At 34.9% G+C, this 21387-nt stretch carries 15 protein-coding genes; 6 read left to right on the forward strand and 9 right to left on the reverse strand.

Features of this window, described 5'->3' with window-relative positions; translation table 11 throughout:
* Positions 1-205 precede the first annotated feature (205 nt).
* The 3 genes from BSF41_RS23200 to BSF41_RS23210 form a co-directional block, all read right to left on the reverse strand.
* Complete coding sequence (locus tag BSF41_RS23200) at positions 206-2287, reverse strand: thioredoxin family protein (RefSeq protein WP_172426968.1); 2082 nt, start codon at positions 2285-2287, stop codon at positions 206-208.
* Positions 2287-3597, reverse strand: coding sequence for a tRNA lysidine(34) synthetase TilS (gene tilS, locus BSF41_RS23205; protein WP_095931866.1), 1311 nt, complete (start codon positions 3595-3597; stop codon positions 2287-2289). Before tilS ends, BSF41_RS23200 begins: the two co-directional genes overlap by 1 nt.
* A 237-nt stretch (positions 3598-3834) precedes the next feature.
* Positions 3835-5121 carry an anthranilate synthase component I family protein gene (locus BSF41_RS23210; protein WP_095931854.1) on the reverse strand — a complete coding sequence of 429 codons (1287 nt, stop codon included), beginning with the start codon at positions 5119-5121 and terminating at the stop codon, positions 3835-3837.
* Between the two features lie 299 nt (positions 5122-5420).
* Between BSF41_RS23210 and BSF41_RS23215 the strand changes: the two genes are divergently transcribed.
* Complete coding sequence (locus BSF41_RS23215; protein ID WP_095931855.1) at positions 5421-5795, forward strand: DoxX family membrane protein; 375 nt, start codon at positions 5421-5423, stop codon at positions 5793-5795.
* A 57-nt stretch (positions 5796-5852) separates the two neighbouring features.
* Here BSF41_RS23215 and BSF41_RS23220 read toward each other — a convergent pair whose 3' ends face one another.
* Positions 5853-6395 carry a lipocalin family protein gene (locus BSF41_RS23220; RefSeq protein ID WP_095931856.1) on the reverse strand — a complete coding sequence of 181 codons (543 nt, stop codon included), beginning with the start codon at positions 6393-6395 and terminating at the stop codon, positions 5853-5855.
* 180 nt (positions 6396-6575) lie between these two features.
* Between BSF41_RS23220 and BSF41_RS23225 the strand changes: the two genes are divergently transcribed.
* The gene (locus BSF41_RS23225) at positions 6576-7229 is read left to right on the forward strand and encodes a hypothetical protein (protein WP_141248184.1); all 654 of its coding nucleotides are present in this window, start codon (positions 6576-6578) and stop codon (positions 7227-7229) included.
* Between the two features lie 58 nt (positions 7230-7287).
* On the opposite strand, the gene lpdA is transcribed toward BSF41_RS23225, so the two are convergent.
* Positions 7288-8691, reverse strand: coding sequence for a dihydrolipoyl dehydrogenase (gene lpdA / locus BSF41_RS23230; protein ID WP_095931858.1), 1404 nt, complete (start codon positions 8689-8691; stop codon positions 7288-7290).
* A 368-nt stretch (positions 8692-9059) separates the two neighbouring features.
* Positions 9060-9518, reverse strand: coding sequence for an Lrp/AsnC family transcriptional regulator (locus BSF41_RS23235; RefSeq protein WP_095931859.1), 459 nt, complete (start codon positions 9516-9518; stop codon positions 9060-9062).
* Between the two features lie 332 nt (positions 9519-9850).
* On the opposite strand from BSF41_RS23235, the gene BSF41_RS23240 reads away from it, so the two are divergent.
* Entirely contained in the window at positions 9851-11083 is a 1233-nt protein-coding gene (locus BSF41_RS23240; RefSeq protein ID WP_095931860.1) for an aminotransferase class I/II-fold pyridoxal phosphate-dependent enzyme, read from the forward strand.
* 266 nt (positions 11084-11349) lie between these two features.
* On the opposite strand, the gene BSF41_RS23245 is transcribed toward BSF41_RS23240, so the two are convergent.
* Positions 11350-12444, reverse strand: a complete 1095-nt coding sequence (locus tag BSF41_RS23245) for a DUF695 domain-containing protein (protein WP_095931861.1) — start codon at positions 12442-12444, stop codon at positions 11350-11352.
* A gap of 148 nt (positions 12445-12592) precedes the next feature.
* Positions 12593-14527: an amino acid permease gene (locus BSF41_RS23250; RefSeq protein WP_095931867.1), complete on the reverse strand. Its 1935-nt coding sequence runs from the start codon at positions 14525-14527 to the stop codon at positions 12593-12595.
* Positions 14528-14912: 385 nt separating this feature from the next.
* On the opposite strand from BSF41_RS23250, the gene BSF41_RS23255 reads away from it, so the two are divergent.
* Positions 14913-16073, forward strand: coding sequence for a Gfo/Idh/MocA family protein (locus BSF41_RS23255; protein ID WP_095931862.1), 1161 nt, complete (start codon positions 14913-14915; stop codon positions 16071-16073).
* A gap of 239 nt (positions 16074-16312) precedes the next feature.
* Here BSF41_RS23255 and BSF41_RS23260 read toward each other — a convergent pair whose 3' ends face one another.
* Entirely contained in the window at positions 16313-19219 is a 2907-nt protein-coding gene (locus tag BSF41_RS23260) for an FAD-binding and (Fe-S)-binding domain-containing protein (RefSeq protein WP_095931863.1), read from the reverse strand.
* Positions 19220-19418: 199 nt separating this feature from the next.
* Here BSF41_RS23260 and BSF41_RS23265 point away from each other — a divergent pair, with 199 nt between their 5' ends.
* Entirely contained in the window at positions 19419-20231 is an 813-nt protein-coding gene (locus BSF41_RS23265) for a mechanosensitive ion channel family protein (RefSeq protein WP_095931864.1), read from the forward strand.
* An 866-nt stretch (positions 20232-21097) separates the two neighbouring features.
* The gene (locus tag BSF41_RS23270) at positions 21098-21331 is read left to right on the forward strand and encodes a hypothetical protein (RefSeq protein ID WP_066035086.1); all 234 of its coding nucleotides are present in this window, start codon (positions 21098-21100) and stop codon (positions 21329-21331) included.
* The last annotated feature ends 56 nt before the right edge of the window (positions 21332-21387 follow it).

A 21387-nucleotide genomic window follows, 5' to 3' on the forward strand; every position in this document is an offset into this window, starting at 1 on the left:
AGATAATAGAATATAGATAATAGAATATAGATAATAGAATATAGATAATAGAATATAGATAATAGAATATAGATTTTTGATTTCTCTCAGTTCTAATCTCTTTACTCCATTCTCTATTCTCTATTCTCTATTCTCTATTCTCTATTCTCTATTCTCTATTCTCTATTCTCTATTCTCTATTCTCTATTCTCTATTCTCCCAAGATTTACTTAAAATTCGAAATTCCTTCTTTTAACCAATGTAAATATTCATCTGCATTTACATAACTTATTGTTGGTTTAGAAGTATTCATATTCTTTCCTTCCAAATCGGTAATAACATATAAAGGCTGTGTATTCGTTTTATATTTTGAGATCATAAAATCGGTCCATTTATCGCCAACAGTAATAATCTTATCTCCTGATGCAGTTGTAAATTGCTCTTCTTTTGGCAATTCACGTTTATCGTCAACGTAAAGCGAAATTAAAACAACATCATTTTTTAGGATTGGCAAAATTGCTGGTTCTGACCAAACATTATTTTCCATTTTTCTGCAATTTACACAAGCATAACCTGTAAAATCAAGCATAATTGGCTTATTGATTTCTTTTGCATAAGCCAAACCATCTTCATAATCATGGAAAACCATAATTCCGTGTGGGCCTAACTCAGCTCCCTCTGGAAGTCCTTTAATAGATTCTGAAGAAACTGCTCCGTTTCCTGAACCTCCAACTCCAAACGGACTTTCGCTATATTGCGGCGGCGGCGGGAATGCGCTGATTAATTTTAAAGGTGCTCCCCAAAGTCCAGGAATTAAATACATGGTAAACACAAATGTCAGTAATCCTAAATACAATCTTCCAACAGAAATATGATTCGTAGGACTATCGTGAGGTAAAGTAATTTTTCCGAATAAATACAATGTCATTGCTCCAAAAATAGCAATCCAGATTGCAATAAACACTTCTCTCTCTAAGAAATGCAATTGTAAAACTAAATCGGCATTTGATAAAAATTTGAATGCCAAAGCCAGCTCTAAAAATCCTAAAACTACTTTTACAGTATTTAACCATCCACCAGATTTTGGTAAAGAATTTAACCATCCTGGGAACATCGCAAATAACATAAATGGAAGCGCTAATGCTAAAGAGAATCCAAGCATTCCGACAATTGGCGCAATTCCTCCATTTGAAGCTGCTTCAACCAATAAAGTTCCAACAATTGGCCCTGTACAAGAAAATGATACAATCGCCAAAGCCAAAGCCATGAATAATATTCCGATTAAACCGCCTTTATCTGCTTGCTGATCTGCTTTATTTGCCCATGAATTTGGAAGCATGATTTCGAAAGCACCCAAAAATGAAGTAGCAAAAACAACTAAGATCACAAAGAAAATCAAGTTGAACCAAACATCTGTAGATAAAGCATTTAAGGCATCAGCTCCAAATATTTTAGTTACAATAAGGCCTAAAATTACATAAATAGCAATGATTGAAAATCCGTAGATAATTGCATTTCTAATTCCTTTTGCACGGCTTTTACTTTGTTTGGTAAAGAAACTTACCGTCATCGGGATCATTGGGAAAACACATGGTGTTAACAATGCTGCAAATCCTGATAAAAAGGCAATAAAAAAGATCGACCACAAACTTCTTGAAGGCGCTGGTGCAGGAATTTCTTCTTGTGCAGTTTCGTCCGTTTTCTCCACTTTTGGCTGTGCGATTTCTTCTTTTTTAACGGTATCAACCGCTAATCCTTCTACTTTTGTTTCATCAGCTTTAGCTTCTGTTACAACTGGAACTTCATCCATTTTGAAAGTTGAAGGAACAGCAATCGAGAATTTCTTACTCGAATTGATGCAAACTTCTTTACAAACCTGAAAATCAAAATCTACATCAACCGTTTTTAAATTCGGGTTTATGATTTTTATTTCTTGTTCAATGTGTGCTTTTCCCTCAAAAAAAGTTTCATCTACGCCAAAAACATCGTTAAAAGCTGTTCTAGTTTTACCTTCTTTTGCTTTTCCAACTAATTCGTAGTTTCCTTTTTGATTTTTAAAAGTTATTTCTAAAGCCAAAGGTCCGCCGTCTGGAGTAAACTGCGAATACATATGCCAGTCTTTTTCGATTGTTCCATCAAAAATTAAAACGGCATTGTTTCCTTTTTTCTCAATTTTAGAAGTCCATTTTACCGGCTCTAATATTTGCGCATTACCTTTTGCAAAAGCAAAGAAAAATACGAAAAGTAAAATGGTTTTAGTCCAAACATTTTTTGACAAATTTGTCTGAAGATTTCGAGTAAAGTTCATTATTGTAATTCTATTTTTAGTATTTGATTTGTGGTTTTCTCTATTTTAAAACGCTCGTCCTGTCTTATTCCAACAACCCAGACTATTTCATTTTCAGAACATAAAATCCAAGTTTTTTCTTTTTCGATTAATGATAATTTTTCGTCTTTAAAAAGCTTGCTTACTTTTTTAGATTTTCCTCTCATTCCGAAAGGCTGAAAAACATCTCCTTCTTTCCATTTACGCAAAACTAATGGAAAACGGATTTTATTGGAATCGACAAATATAACCTTATTTGAACCGAATGTTGTGTGACCTACGTTACAAAGACTCATTTTTAAGGGAAAATTAACTTCTGTATCGTTTTCACTAATTTCATATTCTTCGTTTTCTGGCATTTCAGAAAACGGACTTAAAATAAGTGTTTCTCTGTTTTTTAGCAATCTAAATTCCTCGGAAAGAACTTGTTTTCCAGATTGCCCTTCAACCAAATCATAAATATCATTCCAGGCAGAAAAACCAAATTCATTTAGCCATTGATAGAGATACGATTTATAATTTGGAAGTTTTTTTAACTGATTTAAATCAAAATGAATATCGTCTCCTGCTTCTTTTGCCACTTGCTGATATACCATAATCGATGCATCTTCAACCATTTCTTTTGATTCTTGAAGAAAAGATTGCGTTTTCTGAAAAGCATCCAAAAAATTAGGATTGATTTCTTTTAAAATCGGAACTAAATTATGACGAATCTTATTTCTGAGATATTTTGTCGAAGCATTACTGCTGTCTTCTCGCCATTCTATTTTATTCTCCTCTGCATACTTCAAAATTTCTTCTCTCGAAAAAGGCAAAAGCGGACGAATAATTTTATCGTTTTGTTCTGGAATTCCAGTTAAACCTTCTAAACCAGTTCCGCGAGTTAAGTTGATAATAAAAGTTTCAAGATTATCGTCGGCATGATGTGCTGTCAGGATATAATCGAAGTTTTCTTCTTCCAAAAGTTCATAAAACCAGCTGTAACGAAGTTCTCTTGCTGCAACTTGTGTTGATAATTTATAATCTTTAGCGAAAGCTTCAGTATCAAAATGAGTAGTAAAAATTGGAATATTGTGCTGATCGCAATAGTTCTGAATAAATTCCTGATCTCCAAAACTTTCCAATCCGCGAAGTTGAAAATTGCAATGCAAAACTGCAATTTCATAAGACAGTCTGTTCAATAAATGTAGCAAAACCATACTGTCTAATCCGCCACTTACAGCCAGAAAAAGCTTTTTTTCGGCTAAAAAAGGAAATCTTGAAACGATATGATTTTGAAATTTTGAAAACATCTGATAAAAGTAAAGAATTAAATTTGATCTATTTTTAAACGAAATGTTAAGTGGGATTTTTTTTCGCCACGAATTGCACGAATTTCCACGAATTATTTTTTTTTTTGCCACAGATTAAAAAGATTCTCACAGATTTTCAATCATTTAATCCCTTTAATCTGTGGCTATATTTTTTTATCAAATTGAAGAAAAAATTCGTGCAAATTGGCGTAATTCGTGGCAAAAAAAAAAAAAAAATTACTGCAAAACTTCGTGCATTGCTTTTGCTTTCAGCAAACATTCTTCATATTCTTTTTCTGGAATTGAAAGCGATGTTATAGCGCTTCCAACCGAGAAAGAAACATATTTATTCTCTTGATTGTACAAAATACTTCTGATTACGACATTAAAATCAAAATCGCCTTCAGGTGTAAAATAACCAACCGCCCCACTATACAATCCTCTTTTGGTTTCTTCGAGATTTTCGACAATTTCCATAACCGAAATTTTTGGAGCGCCCGTCATACTTCCCATCGGGAAAGTCGTCTTCAAAACATCTACTGCCGAATATTGAGGATCTAATTTGGAAGTGATCGTAGAAATCATCTGATGCACTTGCAAAAACGAATAAATTCCGCAAAGCTCCTCGACTTCAACGGAACCCTTTTGCGAGGTATGCGACAAATCATTTCGCACTAAATCAGTTATCATGATATTTTCAGCTCGCTCTTTGGCGTCTGAAACTAAAACACTCTTTGATTTTTCGTCTTCAATTGGATCCGCAAAACGCTTAGAAGTTCCTTTTATGGGTTGAGAAATGATCTTATCTCCTTCTTTTTTCAAGTAGCGTTCTGGTGAAGCAGAAAGCAAATAGTGTTTGTAATTTTTAAAGAAAACTGAAAAGGGAGCTTGTGAAATCTCATTCAACTTCTGAAATTTTTCTAAAGGATTTATAACAGCATTTTCAGCATAAAATTCCATACAGAAATTGGCTTCGTACATATCACCAACATGAATATGTTCCAGCATTTTATTTATTTTCTGAACATATAATTCTTTAGAAATACGTTGCTTCACTTCGACTCCGCTCAATGTGACAAATGTTTCGGTCTGAACTTTTATTATTTCCTCAAAATCCTCTTCTACCTCATCATCGCAAAGCATTAAGTATTTAATTTCAAGTTCATTTCCTTTCAGAATAAAAACTTTTTTAGGCTGAAAGAAAAACAAGTCGGGGAAGTTCAAACCATCAAAATTATTGGAATGAAGATTTTCAATACCATTCTTTAAATCATAAGAAAGGTATCCAAAAAGCCAGTCTTTTGTATTTTGCTGATATTGTTTTAAATCTTCAAAAGCATTGTAATAATCTGTTTTTAAAGAAGTAAAAGCATCTACTGCCAATATGCAGTCAAAATTAGAATACTGCTGCGGATAAGAATTGCTGTCTAAAAAAACGACTTCGCGAAATTGCTGCGCCCAACTTAAAATCTGTTCTTTAAACAGTTTCGGATTGGCAATATTTTTACGGATGGAAACTCTCAAAAATGGTAATTTTAAAGGTCAAAATTACGACAAAATTCTTTCATTAGCGGAAAGCAAAAAAAATAATGAAATGATTTGAATTACACTGTAAAACTGTTAAAAATACATTCTTTTTATAAGAAAAAATTCGTTATATTTGATATACAATTAGAATAATCCTAAAACAGCATTAATTTAATTGCAAAATCCTTAAAATAGAACCTCAAAAAAAATAATTTGCGATTCTCATTTGAGCTTTTAGATTGCATCTTTTCCAATAACTTAATTATATTTTTTAACCTTAAAAAATCCTAAGTATTATGAAAATTGCCACTATTATTGTCCGCGTTTTAATTGGCCTTTTGCTACTTTTTGCCTCTATCAGTTATTTTTTCCATCTAATGCCAGAGCCTGAAACCACAGGAAACTTCAAAGCATTTAACGTAGGTTTAATGGCTTCGACGTATTTAATGCCACTGGCAAAATCTATAGAATTACTTTGTGGAATTGCATTTGTAACTGGGCGTTACGTAACTTTAGCAAACATCTTGATCTTACCAATTACGGTAAATATTTTGTTTATCAATTATTTTTTAACTCCCGATGGTCTGCCAATTGCAGTGCTTCTATTTATAGGAAATTTATTTTTGATTTACAGATACTGGGATAATTATAAAAGTGTTTTTACTGCGTAAATCATTTTTCGACCAAAAACAAAAAGCCCGTCAAGTTTATACCTGACGGGCTTTTGTTTAATTCGCTTTATCCTGTTTAACCCAAACCAAATCGGTTACGTTATATCCAATTTCCTGAGCTTTGATAAGATAATCTGCTTTTACACTTTCTGGAATTGTTTTTTCTCTAGAAAGTATCCACATGTATTTTAAACTTTCTCCAGCCACAAGCGCGTATTTATAATCTGGATCGATTGCTACGACGTTATAACCAGAATAAAAAGGACCAAAAAATGAGACTTTCAGCATACCAATATTGTCTTTTTTGACAAATCTAGCTTTCCCGACACTTTGTTCCCATTTGTCTTTTTTGACATTATAGCCCTTATTATCGACTTTTATAGTTTTATCTTCGTTTAAAGAATATTCGGCAGTTACATTATTCAAATCTCTCTCCCATTTGTAATCTAATCTGGCAATTTCGTACCATTTTCCGAGATATTTATTGCTGTCAAAGTTTGTTACAGCTTGTGCACTTTTTGGAATTCCGCCTCCACAAGAGTACAATGCGATTCCAATTCCTGCTCCAATTAGAATCGGAGCGATATATTTACTTTTCATAATACTATCTTTTTAATAATCATAAAGATAACACCTGAAATACACATCTAATTTACAAAATTTTTCTTCAAGTTTATATTTTTAAGCAGCAAAAAAATAAGGGATTTTTAAAATTTCGATAAAGTTTTTACAACTTGAGTTACAAACCATTAAATTTGACACACCATCAATAACTCAAAAATGAGAATCCATCTATTACTATTTTTTATTTTATTTTCTCTTACTAGTCAATCTCAAACTATACAAACAATAGATTCTTTAAATAACGAAATATGCCAGTCATTGGCTGAAAACAAAATTTTAAATGATGAAATAAGACTTCATAGCATTAATAAATCTCATGTCATGCCTTTTTTGGCAAAATTTAAAGATACGATCGCACAGCGAAAGGCTTTTGAAAAAATGATTTATCGTCTTCAAAAAAACTGTAATGAATTTAATGCGCTTTTCCCTAAAGATTCTATACAAAATGACTGGGGAATGCAAAACGAAAAACCTATAGGTCATGTATCTAAGGAACAATGCAATACTTTTGACGAAAGCAAAAAATTTCACTACTGGGAAGAAAGAGGAAAAAAAGTCGAGGTAACTATAAATGGAAATCTTTGGATAGAAAAATTCGGCGATAATACTTTCTCGAAGTTGTTGTATAGAAAAAGAAGCAATTGCGAATTTGAACTTGAGTTTATTGAAAGCAATAATTTGTCAAGAAAAAACCTAAGTGTGAAGGGCGATAAATATCGATACAAAATTTATGATGAAGAAGAAAACATTTATAGCGTTTACTCCAAAAACAAAGAAACCTATTATACTTTCAAATTAATAAAAGAATAAAAAAAACCGTCAGAATCCATTTGGAACTGACGGTTTTCTTTTATGATTAACGCAAAAATTATACGTGTAACGCTCTATTTTCTGTAGCTGCCAAAGCTGCTTCTTTTACCGCTTCCGCGAAAGTTGGGTGAGCATGGCTCATTCTAGAAATATCTTCAGCAGAAGCCTTGAATTCCATTGCAGTAACTGCTTCAGCAATTAAATCTGCTGTACGAGCACCAATCATGTGAACTCCTAAAACCTCATCTGTTTTCTCATCAGCCAAGATTTTTACGAATCCGTCTAAGTCAGCACTTGCTCTTGCGCGTCCTAACGCTTTGAATGGGAAACTTCCAGATTTGTATTTTACTCCAGCTGCTTTCAATTGCTCTTCAGTTTGTCCAACTGCAGCAACCTCTGGCCAAGTATACACTACACCAGGAATTAAGTTATAATCGATATGTGGTTTTTGACCTGCTAAAATTTCAGCAACCATTACTCCTTCTTCTTCCGCTTTGTGCGCTAACATTGCTCCACGAACAACGTCACCAATTGCGTAGATATTTGGAACACTTGTTTGTAAATGATCGTTTACTTCAACTTGTCCTCTGTCTGAAATTTTCACTCCAGCTTTGTCAGCATTTAATCCGTCTGTGTAAGGACGACGACCAACAGAAACTAATGAATAATCTCCTTCAAGAGTAATAGTTTCTCCTTTTGCATTTTCAGCCTGAACTACAACAACATCGCCGTTTCTTTCAACTGATTTTACTTTGTGAGAAACGTAGAATTTCATTCCTTGTTTTTTCAACACTTTAGTCAATTCCTTAGACAATGAACTATCCATTCCAGGAATAATTCTGTCCATGAATTCAACTACAGAAACCTGAGCTCCTAAACGAAGGTAAACTTGTCCAAGCTCGATTCCGATAACTCCACCACCAATAATAACTAAGTGTTTTGGAACTTCTTTTAAAGCTAAAGCTTCAGTAGAAGTAATAATTCTTTCTTTATCAATTTTGATGAATGGTAAAGAAGATGGTTTTGATCCTGTAGCGATTACAGTATATTTTGCCTCGATAGTTTCAGACGTTCCGTCAGCTTTTGCAACTGCAATGTGAGTTGCGTCTACAAAAGAACCTAAACCATTGAAAACGGTAATTTTATTTTTATCCATTAAGTAGTTGATACCACCTACAGTTTGATCTACAACGGCTTGTTTGCGCGCGATCATTTTCTCTAAATTGATTTTTACATCTCCAGAAACTTCGATTCCGTGATCTGCGAAATGAGCAATTTCAGCATAATGATGAGAAGAAGATAATAATGCTTTTGAAGGAATACAACCTACGTTAAGGCAAGTTCCGCCTAATGAATTATATTTTTCTACAATTGCAGTTTTGAAACCTAATTGTGCGCAACGAATTGCTGATACATATCCTCCAGGACCTGAACCTATAATGACTACGTCAAATGAACTCATAGTATTTTGTTTTTATTTTAGCGGTTACAAAATTAAGCAATAAAGTTCTGTTTGAGGTTTAATTTTCAATGTTTTTTGTGTGAAATTTTGGGATTAGTTTTACCGCAAAGAGCGCTAAGAATTACGCAGAGGTTCGCAAAGTTTTGTTTTTTTTTAATCTCGCAAAGACGCAGAGTCGCAAAGTTTATGCCCATGCTTGTCATCCTGAGGAACGAAGGATCACACTAGAAGCTCCGCATGCAAAATCGCAAATCTTTGTAGAGTTTCGCGTGTGATCCTTCGTTCCTCAGGATGACAAACCGAACGTTAAACGCACTGCAGTGCATATCTACTGAAAAACCTTTGTCACTCTGCACCTTTGAACCTTCCTAAAAAGAAATCACTGTCGAGTTCTTTACTTCGCTAATCATAAACATACTTTGGGTGCTCCCAATGTGCTGTAAAGAAGTTAATTTGGTTACTAAAAACTCTCTATAAGCTTCCATATCCTTCACTAGAACTTTCAGAATATAATCGTAATCACCGCTTACGTGATGGCATTCTAAAACTTCGTTCAGTTTGATGACTTCGCTTTCGAATTTGGTTAGGAATTCTTTGGTATGCTGAATGAGCTTTAGGTGACAGAAAACTACAAACCCTTTCTCAATTTTGGATTTATCGACTAAGGCGACGTAGTTTTTAATTACCCCTTCGCGCTCTAATTTTTTAATTCTTTCATATACCGCTGTAACAGAAAGATCAAGTTTTAAGGATAATTCTTTGGTTGTTTTTTTACTGTCGGTTTGAAGCAAAACCAGAAGTTTTTTATCTGTAGCGTCTAAAGTCATTTTTGTTTGTTTTTAGAAGATGAAAGAAAATCTATTGATTAGGTTTTATCAATTCAAATTTAGATTAAAAATCATTAAAAAACACTTTTTATAGTTTTAAAATCTAATTATTCATTTTACAGTTGATTAATTTTCTTATTAGATCTTATTTTGGATGGAATTTATTTTGAAAACGAGAGTCTTAGCCCTGATAGAAGCGGCATCCTTTTGTGCCGGGGTTCGGCACAAAAGATATAGCGGATAGCAGGAAATAGCTTCTAAAAATCAACACAAGGCTCAAACAACTTGAAACTTGAAACTTGAAACAAATAAAAACTTGAAACTAACTAAAAATGAAAAACTTCAACCCAGCAGATAAAATTCAGGATTTGCAGTATTTTGGGGAATTTGGCGGTGTGAATCCGTCGATTTCTGATTCTTCGACTTATACTTTTCTTTCAGCTAAAACTATGTTTGATACTTTCGAGGGAAACATGGAAGGCTGTTACTTGTATTCGCGCCATTCATCGCCAAGTAATTTGTATTTGGATCAGGCTTTGGCGGCGATGGAAGGAACGGAAACAGCAAATGTTTCGGCTTCGGGAATGGGAGCAATTACGCCTACTCTATTGCAATTATGCGGTGCGGGCGATCACATCGTTTCCAGCCGAACTATTTATGGCGGAACTTATGCTTTCTTAAAAAACTTTACGCCAAGATTCGGGATTGAAACAAGCTTTGTAGACATTACAAAATTGGATATTGTAGAAGCTGCAATTACGCCGAAAACGAAAGTTTTGTATTGCGAAACGGTTAGTAATCCACTTCTGGAAGTTGCCGATATTGCTGGATTGGCTAAAATTGCCAAAAAGCACAATTTGAAATTGGTTGTAGATAATACATTTTCGCCATTATCGGTTTCTCCTGCAAAATTGGGCGCCGATATTGTAATTCATAGTTTGACGAAATACATCAACGGAAGCAGTGATACCGTTGGCGGTGTGACTTGTGCGTCTAAAGATTTTATTAATTCGCTGAAGAATGTAAATTCTGGCGCAAGTATGCTTTTAGGGCCAACAATGGATAGTTTGCGTTCTGCAAGTGTGATGAAAAATTTGAGAACGCTTCATATTAGAATTAAACAGCATAGTCATAATGCACATTATTTGGCGGATCAGTTTGAAAAAGACGGTTTAAAAACGGTTTATCCGGGATTGAAAAGTCACCCGAGTCATGAATTGTATAAAAAGATGATTAATCCCGAATATGGTTTTGGCGGAATGTTAACGATTGATGTTGGAACTTTGGAAAAAGCCAATGAATTAATGGAATTGATGCAAGAACGAAACCTTGGATATTTGGCAGTAAGCTTAGGTTTTTATAAAACGTTATTCAGCGCACCGGGAACCTCAACTTCTAGTGAAATTCCGTTAGAAGAGCAGAAAGAAATGGGATTAACAGATGGTTTGATTCGCTTTTCTATTGGATTGGATAATGATATTGATCGTACTTACGAAATGATGAAAGCTTGTATGGTTGAGCTTGGGATTTTAAATTCCGCAATCCCGATAGCTATCGGGACATAAAGAAGTTCTCACAGAGGCTCGCTAAAACTTTTTCTCTCGCAGATTTGGCTGATTATGCCGATTTATTAATAGGGTTATAAAAAGGAGCTGTTAATCTGCAAAATCTGCGCGAGAAAATTACTCGCAATAAAGGCAAACATTACTCTATAAATAAATTTGCACATTTTTTATTAGATCGTTTGAATCCGCTGGAGATTTTCTCTAAGCGGATTTTTTTTATCGAAAAAAAAGCCGTTTTGAATATTCTCAAAATGGCTTTTTGTACTTTATCTTGGCTCGTAATGTCTAAACGTTTGCCAGTATTTGTCTTTGTAGATTTCGTAACTTATTTCGAATGAACCAGAGTGTTTTTTAATTAATTCATCTGCCACTTTTGTTGGCTTTCTAAAGTCTTTGCAGGCAAAAAAGATTTCCCTCCTGTTTGCCAGTGTTTCCCTTCCTACATTTAAATAACCTTCCAGGTCTTTAAGATCTAATACAACTTCATCTTCTATTTCGTTTAATAACTGATAAGTTTCTTTATCCGGCATCCCATTATTATTGCTTCCATCAAAAAGAATGGTAATAATAAATACCCAAGGATGTGATGCTTTTTTATCCCATTGCAAAAGATCTGTGTTCATTAATCCGATAATTCCACTTCCATCTTTCGCAGTTGCTTCAAAACCTGAATAGTTATCATTTTCCGTATTATGTCTTGTGCCTTCGTATTTTTCTACAAATTCTTTTTCTCTCCAGATCAAATAATCTTTTAATTTTTCGATCGGAATTAATTCTTCTGAAATACTATTTGAACCGTCTATTTTCATGTTATCAATCAAAGTAACAGAATGCAGTTCTCCTAAATAATTGTCTAAGAAAATATAAACACCGTTGGTTATTACTTGTTTTTTTTCTTCTACAAAATCATCGTAAATAACGGTTAAGTCAATTTCATCTGGATATCCGTCATGAATGTTTGGATAAAATTTTAGATTGTCCTTATTAAATTTGAATCCTTCATAATCAATACCAATATCCTGAATGTCTGATGCTGGTTTTAATGCCGTAATTTTCCAACCTTTAATTTGAGGAGCTGCATTTACCAATTCTTCAATTGCATATATATTTCTAACTGCTCCGTCTGGCGTTAAGATTAATTCTACTGTATTATCATCTAACATTCCCGTTAGAAAATAAATTCCGTTGTGAATTTCATCCAGTTTTGGAGCCAATTTTTCAAAAAAACCTTGGTGTATGTTTTGTCTGTTTTTAACTATTGCAAAGAACTCTTTTTCATTTTTTAAAAACCAATTCCAGAAATCAGTATTAGATTGTATTGCAGCTTCTTTTTTGCCCAATATTTTATCAAGAAAACCCATGTATTACTAATTAAATTTAAAATTTTACTAAAAACAAACTTAAGGAAAAGCACTCTTAAAACATAAGAATATTTCTATAAAATACTAAGAATGCAAAAAGCCGTTCTGAAGTACTCAGAACGGCTTTTTGTAGTATATAATTTTACTTTTATCCTATATTTTCAGTATTCAGCTTACTGTTTTTTCTACTGTATGTAAAATAAATCAGTAATCCAATTATTAGCCAGATTGTAAAATAAATCCAGTTCCAAACGCTTAATTCGGCCATCATATACAGACAGCAGATTAATCCTAAAAGTGGAATTAAAGACAGATTTTTTCTGAAAGCCCAAACAGCTAATCCAACCAAAACGAATAGGAATATCCACATTGGGATTTTGTGTTTGAATAAACTGAAACCTGACTCATATTTAGCAGAATCTGCAATTGGCAATCCTTTTACAACTTCAGCATATTTAGCTTCGTCGTCTTGATATTGTCCTAATAAATGCTCTAAATCTGATGTTTCAGCGGTTTTATTGTTTGCTTCAATGCTTTCTAAATATTTGAAAACCTGCTCTGATTCTGATTTGTCTAAAGAGGTTACGATTGAAGTTGCATCATAAATCTGCGGATCGTTATTGATAAAAGCCATTGTTGCTTTGCTGTTGAAAGCAAAAGCATAATACAATCCAGCAATCATTAAAACTGGCAGAATAAATTTTGAATTAATATAAGGCGTTTTGAATTTTCCTCTTGGAATTTCAGGTTTGTTTTGTAAAACCAAAACTCCAGCACAAACTAATACAAAGGCAAATAAAGTCCCTATACTGCATAAATCGGTTACCATTGTCAGATTCAAAAACAAAGCCGGAATTGCAACCACAAATCCTGTTACAATAGTTGCAAAAGAAGGTGTTTTAAATTTTGGGTGAACCGTTGAGAATTTCTTTGGCAATAACCCATCTCGACTCATACTCATCCAAATACGAGGCTGTCCCATTTGGAAAACCAATAAAACGCTCGCCATTGCCACTACTGCACTTACGGCAATAATTCCAGACATCCATTTTAAGTCTAATTTATCGAAAACAAATGCTAAAGGATCTCCAACATTTAATTCGTGATATTTTACCATTCCGGTTAAAACCAAGGCAATTGCAATATAAAGAATGGTACAAATAATAATTGCCCACATCATTCCGCGTGGTAAATCACGTTGCGGATTTTTACATTCTTCTGCCGTTGTCGAAATAGCATCAAAACCAATATAAGCAAAGAAAACTGCAGATACTCCTTTTAAAACCCCTCCAACTCCATTTGGAGCAAAAGGATCCCAGTTTGCTGTATCTACATAAAATACACCGACAGCGATCACTAAAAGAACTACACAAAGTTTTACAACCACCATTAAATTACTCGCATTACGAGATTCTTTCATTCCTCTGTAAACCAGAGCCGTAATCAAAATAATAATGAATAAAGCTGGAATATCGGTAACAAAATGAAACGACCCTAACGTAGGCGCCGTTGTCCAAGCGGTGTGCGCTTGCTGTAAAGCTGTGCTTAAATTTTCGAATGATTTTCCGCCGCGCATTAAAGCTTCAGCATCATTATATCCGTTTGAAGCGGTTAAGTAATCCATCTGAATCCATTGCGGTAAATGAATGCCGCCACTCTGGAGAAGTCCTGTAAAATAATCACTCCACGATATGGCCACGGTTATGTTTCCGACGGCATATTCCATGATTAAAGCCCATCCGATAATCCAGGCAATTAGTTCTCCAAAAGCCACATACGAATACGTATAAGCACTTCCAGAAACGGGAACCATTGATGCAAATTCGGCATAAGCAAAAGCTGCAAAACTACAGGCAAGAGCAGTAAAAAGGAACAAAAATATTACGGCTGGCCCCCCATCTGCACTTGCTTTTCCGATGGTGCTGAAAATCCCCGCACCTACAATTGCAGCAATTCCGAAAGCAGTTAAATCTTTGGTTGTAAGGTGCTTCCCTAATGCTCCATGTCCATCTGCTTCATTTTTTGCAACCTGTTTCAGAATATCCTGCACTGTTTTTTTTCGGAATAAACTTGAAAATGCCATATATGTTTTTGCTATTATTAATTGATTTAATTCAGTTGTTCTGGTTTTATTTTGCAAATAATGCAAAAAATATCCTGATTTCAAATATATAAAACCATTTTGTTTTTCTGGCGTTTTTTTTCGCCACGAATTCACGAATTATTTTTTCAAATATTTGTCTTATAAATTTTCTCACGCAGATTTCACAGATAATGCAGATTTTTGTTGTGATGAAAATATTTATGTAGATTTTAAAATCAAATCTGCGAGAGAAATAAAATCTTTGTGAACTTTGCGTAATTCTTTGCTCTCTTTGCGGTTAAATCTATTTTAAAACACAAATGTAACATTTATCAAAATGAGCTTACTAATACAAGTAGTATTTAATTTTTAAAGAATCATTTTTATGGAAAAAATCACGAGACGTTCTTTTGTAAATAAATTTGGACTTGGTGTTGGCGCTTCGGTTGTGATGACTACACTTCCTTCTTTTATTACCGAAACAGAAAAGGTTCACAAACCTTACACCGGAAAAAAATTAAATATTGCTTTGTGCGGTTTAGGAAACTATGCTTCATTATTAGCTGAAGGTCTTCAGGTTTCTGAATATTGCCAGCTTGCAGGAATTGTAACTGGAACACTTTCTAAAGCTGAAACATGGAAAAAGAAATATAACATTCCTGAAAAGAATATCTATAATTACGAAAACTTCGATTCAATCATAAAAAACAAAGACATTGATTTAGTATACGTTGTAACTCCAAATGCACTGCACAAAGAATTTACTGTTCGCGCTGCAAAAGCAGGAAAACATGTTATTGTCGAAAAACCAATGGCTATTACTGCTGAAGATTGTGAAGAAATGATCAAAGCCTGCAACGATAATAATGTGCAATTGGCAATGGGATATCGACTGCATTACGAACCAAATCATCTAGAAATAAAACGATTGGGACAAGAAAAAGTCTTGGGACAAGTTCGTTATATTGAAACTGGTCTGGGTTATAGTACTTATGATGTTCGTGACATAAATAAACCTGTTGATCTAAACGCCCGCAAAGAATGGAGACTGACTAAAAAATGGGCCGGCGGCGGTTGTTTGATTAATTTAGGAATTTATTGCATTCAGGTTTCGCGTTATGTTTTAGGCGAAGAACCAATTGCTGTTACAGCACAATTTGGACATGTCAATAACAAAAATATGTTTTCTCAAGTTGAAGAAAATATCACTTGGCAAATGGAATTCCCTAGCGGTGCCGTGGCGAATTGCAGCAGTTCGTGTGGTTTTGGAATTGATCGTTTTTACGCTGCCGCAGATGAAGGTTTCTTCGAAATGAGTCCTGCGGTGAGTTATGGCCCTTTTGTAGGTAAAAGATCTGATGGAAAACCATTTAATTTTCCTGTGATAAACCAACAGCAAACCCAAATGGATGAAATCTGTAAAGTGATTTTAGCAAATAAAAAACTTCCCAATCATATTACTGGCGAAGAAGGAATTAAAGACGTTCGAATAATTAATGCCATTTATAAAGCAGCTGAGACTGGGAAGAAAGTGAGTTTGAAATAGTTTTTTTGCCACAGATTAAAGGATTAAAACGATTTTTATTTCACGCAGATTTTACAGATTTAAGCAGATAATCGCAGATTATTAGTTATCTCTGCTTTAAAATTAAATCTGCCTAAATCTGTAAAATCTGCGTGAAAAATTATTTAGATAAAGATTGAAAAAATCTATTTAATCCTTTTATCTGTGGCAAAAAAATCATAGTGCTCTTTGCGTAATTCTTTGCGACCTTTGCGGTTAAATTACTTCAAACAGCCTCTCAAAATGCTCACAGGATGTTGAGCCTCACGTTTTGTTCCATCATAAATTTGATGGCGACAGCTTGTTCCTGCAGCGGCGATTTTTACATTTTCGGCAGTGTTACGCACTTTAGGAAATAAAGTATCCTCACCCATCTGCATACTCACTTCGTAATGTTCTTTTTCATAACCAAAAGAACCCGCCATTCCGCAGCAGCCTGAATTGTAAATTGTAACCGTATTATTTTTTGGCAGATTCAGCATAGCAAAAGTTGCCTCAACAGAACTCAACGATTTTTGGTGGCAATGTCCATGAATCTTAATTTCTTTACTTTCTTCTGAAAAAGAATCAGCTGTGATTTTTCCGTCTATGATTTCTTTTTTGAAGAATTCTTCAATTGTAAAAGCATTTCTAGATAACTTTTCTGCAGCTTCTTTATCATCGGCTAAACGAAGATACTCGTCTCGAAAAGTCAAAATTGCCGAAGGTTCAATTCCGATTAAAGGTGCGTTTCCTAAAACCAAATCTTTAAAAACACTTACATTATGATTCGCAATTTTCTTCGCTTCTTCCAAAAATCCTTTTGAAAGATACGTTCTTCCGCTTTCTTCATGATCGACAACCAAAACCTGATAACCTAATTTTGTCAATAATTCGAAAGCATCGATTCCGATATTGACATCATAATAATTCGTGAATTCATCTACAAACAAATACAATCTTCCGTTTGGAAAATCGGTTTGTGACGGTTTATTATTAGCGTACCATTTTCTAAAAGTCTTTTTCGCCAATAACGGAACTTGTCTTTCTGGCGCAATTCCCATTGTTTTTTTCACCAAAGACTGATTCGAAATAAAATTCGTAATCGACGGGAATTTACTTCCCATTCTGTTCAGTTTGGCATTGTTGGCAAAAATCTTATTTCGAGTAGAAAATCCGTTTGCTTTTTGATATTGGTATAAAAATTCTGCTTTCAAAGTCGCTACATCCACATTACTCGGACATTCGCTTGCGCAGGCTTTACAGCTTACACACAACTCAAAAACTTCGTATAATTCTTTCTGGTCAAATTTATTTTCTTTTTCAGAATACGTTAAATATTCTCGCAGTGCATTGGCTCGTGCACGGGTCGTTTCTTTCTCATTTCGCGTCGCACGATAACTCGGACACATCGCTCCTCCGCCAGACGGCAATTTTCTACAATCTCCAGAACCGTTGCATTTTTCGGCGGCACGTAAGATTCCTAAACTATCTGAGAAATCCTGAAACGTTTTAATATCCGGTTCTACTCTTCCTGAAATAACACGATGATTCTCGTCCATCTTCAAAGCATTTACAATCTTCCCAATATTCAAAACCGAATTTGGATCGAATGCCAATTTGATTCTTTTCAAGAGTTCGTAATTTTTATCGCCAATCATGAACGGAATAAATTCGCCACGCACAATTCCGTCGCCATGTTCACCGCTCAACGAACCTCTGTATTTTTTCACCAAATGCGCTACTTCAGTCGCAATGGTTCTGAATAATTTTAAATCAGAAGTTTTCTTTAAATTCAAAACCGGACGAAGGTGCAATTCTCCCGCACCCGCATGCGCGTAATAAATCGCTTCCTGCCCGTGACGCAACATCATCGCCGAAAACTCAGCAATATAAGCAGGCAAATCGCTCAATTCTACCGCGGTATCTTCAATAGAATCGGCTGCTTTATCGTCGCCTACAATACTTCCTAAAAGTCCAAGACCTGCTTTTCTTAGTTCGTTGGCTTTATCAATATCGTTTCCGTAGATTTTTACTCGCGCGTAACCAAAATTATTTTGCTCTAAATCGGCAATCAAAGCATCGGCTTGTTTTTCGGCATCTTCTAAAGTATGCGATGCGACTTCAAACAACATAATTGCTTTTGGTTCTCCAACCAAAAAGAAACGGTTTTTAATGTGTTCCCGATTGGTTTTGGTACAATCCAAAATCGTATCGTCAATCATTTCGCAAGTGTACAAATGATGTTTCATCGCCACCACAACCGACTCTAGAGATTCCTGAATGGTATGATAATGCCCGACAACCATAATGCTGTGAGGCGGTGGCAAATCATCAACTTTCAGCGTCACTTCGGTTGTAAAAGCCAGTGTTCCTTCGCTTCCGCAAAGTAATTTCCCAAGATTTATGGTGGGTTCAGTTCCGCCAAATAATTCCGATTTCAGCAGAATATCAACGGCATAACCCGTATTTCTTCTATGAATTTCAGGTTTCGGAAACTCTTTTACAATTTCTTCCTGAGCTTCTTTTATAGTAAGCTCGTCGTAAATCGTTTTGTATATCTTATTTTCTAAAGTATCGCCTTTTGTTTTTTCGATAAATTCAGCCGAAGTCAGGTCTTTAAAAACCACTTCAGAACCGTCGCTTAAAAGTGCTTTTACTTCAGCAATTTTATCGCGTGTAACACCATATCGAATCGAAGTAGTTCCTGATGAATTATTTCCTACCATTCCGCCAATCATCGCGCGGTTTGACGTTGATGTAATCGGAGCGAAAAATACGCCGTGAGGTTTTAAGAATAAATTCAGCTCATCGCGAATTACGCCTGGCTGAACCGTAACGGTTTTCTTTTCGGCATTGTACGAAATAATTTTTGTAAAATGCTTTGACACATCCACGACCAATCCATCTCCTACTGCTTGTCCTGCTAGCGAAGTTCCCGCTGTTCTTGGCGTAATCGACAGATTATGTTGTGCTGCAAATTGGATCAATTTGGCAATATCTTCAGTCGTTTTAGGAATTGCCACCGCATTGGGTTTAATTCGGTACACCGAAGCATCTGTAGAATAAAGCGTTTTATGAAGCTCATCGAATAAAAGTGTGCCTTCGAGACTAGCGGCTAATTGCTCTAAATGAGATTGGGTCAACATGTAAATGTGCTTTTTATAAAAATATTTCCTGAAAAAACTCAGACCACAAAGATAAAAATATCACAGGGCAAAACGATTCTATTTTGGGAATTTATACAGCAACTCCATCATATTTTATAAAATTCTGAAAGAATCCTGTAAAGCTTTTGATTTACTAAAAAGGTAATTTTAAAATTTTACTTTTTTACGCCTTATTAATATGGAAAATTTCTTTCAGGACGTCATCAGCCACCTCGAAGGTTACTACAATAGCATTGTTGATCTTACACCAAAATTTATTCTGGCCATTTTGGTCGTTCTCGTTTCATGGTTTATCGCGAGCCGTATTGGCATTTTTGCAGGAAACCGACTCAAAGCTAAAATGCACGATCGTCTTTTGGCGGTTTTTATTGCACGTTTAATTAAATCGGTTTTAATTATTATCGGAATCTTGTTTATGTTCCGGATTATTGGCCTCGAAGGCGTTGCACAAAGTATGCTTGCCGGAGCGGGAATCTCGGCTTTTGTAATTGGTTTTGCGCTTAAAGATATTGGAGAAAATTTTCTTGCCGGAATTCTTCTTGCTTTCAAACGTCCGTTTTCTATTGGCGATATTATCGAAAGCAACGGCGTAAAAGGCGAAGTCATCAACCTCAACCTTCGTGATACCGAAGTAAAAAGCGATTCTAAAATTATTTATATTCCAAACGCACTTCTTATAAAAAACACACTCATTAACTATAATAGCGAAGGTTTTCTACTTCAGACTTTCACCGTCGGACTCGAATATGGTTCTGATTATACCCGAGCCATCGAACTTGTAAAAGAAATTCTAGGAAACAGCGAAGAGGTAACCCAAAAAGACCACGAAAACGCCGCCGTAATTACCGATGTTATTGCTGGTGGTATTATTCAGCTTAATATTCGATATTGGGTTAAAACCGCATCAACAACCGAAAATTCAGAATGCCGTTCTAAAATTATTGCCACAGTTTTGAAGAAATTGAAAGAAAATGAGTTTGTGTTGAAATAAAGGCACTGAGGTTCTAAGATGCTAAGGTTCTAAGTTTTTTTCCTTTGCCTTTAAATCTTACTGTCACCCTGAGCGAAGTCGAAGGCTTATGAAAACAAATGCTTCTTTCTTGGAATTTGGTACTTGAAAAAATTGAATTTTATACCCTATTGTCACCCTGAGCGAAGTCGAAGGCTTATGAAAACGAATGCTTCTTTCTTGGAATTTGGTACTTGAAAAAAATTGATTTTTATACCCTATTGTCACCCTGAGCGAAGTCGAAGGTTTATGAAAACAAATGCTTCTTTCTTAGAATTTGGACTCGAGCGATAGCGAACAGGCGAAGCAATTTTAAAAATTGGGATTTATTTTTTCAGGAGCTATTCCTGCTGTCCGCTATATCTTTTGTGGTGAACCCCACCACAAAAGGATGCCGCTCCCATCAGGGCTAGGGCACTTGGTTTCATTAGAAGTAATTGGTAAACATTTGGACCAGAAATTCCTCAATCTTGTCATTTCGACGAAGGAGAAATCTTCGCAAGAAACTCCACAACAATGCGTGCTCAACGTACGAAGATTTCTCCTTCGTCGAAATGACAAACTGCGTGGAAATCTTACTGAACTTATCATATCTCAAAATATCGTTTTATATTTACCATGCGGAGACAATTTCCTTCAACAAACAATATATTGTTTCACATAAAACATAGTCTTTTTCTTACTTTAAAAATATTTTTTGATATCTTTACAATCCTAAACACAAAGAAATATGATATCAAAAAAACTTTTGCCCGTGTGGTATGGTGGCGGTATTGGAAACAACTGCAACGCACTTTGTGGCGTAGGACACCTTAGCTACGCGGGTTCTTTTCCTAAACACAAAGATTATGAGTACCAACACAATTTCAAAACAAACCGAAATCAAGCTTTTGAATTTCTTCAACGACAGAATCGATCCTGTTGAAATGGCTAAAACTTTAAGACAAGTAAATTTCACACTCGCTTTGTGTGTTTTGAGCGAACATGAAACCTTTCAAAGCGAAATCATCAAATTAAGAGACAGCTTTTACTGGCTCAATGAATTAGCAGAGACTTTAAATCCTTATTTGGAGGTGGAGTGATGTTTTTAAATGAAAAAAACTCGATTTTTTAATCAAGTTTTTTTTATAATATAATT

This window comes from Flavobacterium sp. ACN2 (assembly GCF_002303885.1).
Lineage (GTDB): Bacteria > Bacteroidota > Bacteroidia > Flavobacteriales > Flavobacteriaceae > Flavobacterium.

Bases quoted from the DNA above. Each gene is read 5' to 3' on its own strand.
- lpdA (WP_095931858.1), bottom strand. From the start codon at position 8,691: ATGAGTTCATTTGACGTAGTCATTATAGGTTCAGGTCCTGGAGGATAT.
- BSF41_RS23235 (WP_095931859.1), bottom strand. From the start codon at position 9,518: ATGACTTTAGACGCTACAGATAAAAAACTTCTGGTTTTGCTTCAAACC.
- BSF41_RS23200 (WP_172426968.1), bottom strand. From the start codon at position 2,287: ATGAACTTTACTCGAAATCTTCAGACAAATTTGTCAAAAAATGTTTGG.
- tilS (WP_095931866.1), bottom strand. From the start codon at position 3,597: ATGTTTTCAAAATTTCAAAATCATATCGTTTCAAGATTTCCTTTTTTA.
- BSF41_RS23220 (WP_095931856.1), bottom strand. From the start codon at position 6,395: ATGAAAAGTAAATATATCGCTCCGATTCTAATTGGAGCAGGAATTGGA.
- BSF41_RS23265 (WP_095931864.1), top strand. From the start codon at position 19,419: ATGGAAAATTTCTTTCAGGACGTCATCAGCCACCTCGAAGGTTACTAC.
- BSF41_RS23250 (WP_095931867.1), bottom strand. From the start codon at position 14,527: ATGGCATTTTCAAGTTTATTCCGAAAAAAAACAGTGCAGGATATTCTG.
- BSF41_RS23260 (WP_095931863.1), bottom strand. From the start codon at position 19,219: ATGTTGACCCAATCTCATTTAGAGCAATTAGCCGCTAGTCTCGAAGGC.
- BSF41_RS23215 (WP_095931855.1), top strand. From the start codon at position 5,421: ATGAAAATTGCCACTATTATTGTCCGCGTTTTAATTGGCCTTTTGCTA.
- BSF41_RS23245 (WP_095931861.1), bottom strand. From the start codon at position 12,444: ATGGGTTTTCTTGATAAAATATTGGGCAAAAAAGAAGCTGCAATACAA.
- BSF41_RS23225 (WP_141248184.1), top strand. From the start codon at position 6,576: ATGAGAATCCATCTATTACTATTTTTTATTTTATTTTCTCTTACTAGT.
- BSF41_RS23240 (WP_095931860.1), top strand. From the start codon at position 9,851: ATGAAAAACTTCAACCCAGCAGATAAAATTCAGGATTTGCAGTATTTT.
- BSF41_RS23270 (WP_066035086.1), top strand. From the start codon at position 21,098: ATGAGTACCAACACAATTTCAAAACAAACCGAAATCAAGCTTTTGAAT.
- BSF41_RS23255 (WP_095931862.1), top strand. From the start codon at position 14,913: ATGGAAAAAATCACGAGACGTTCTTTTGTAAATAAATTTGGACTTGGT.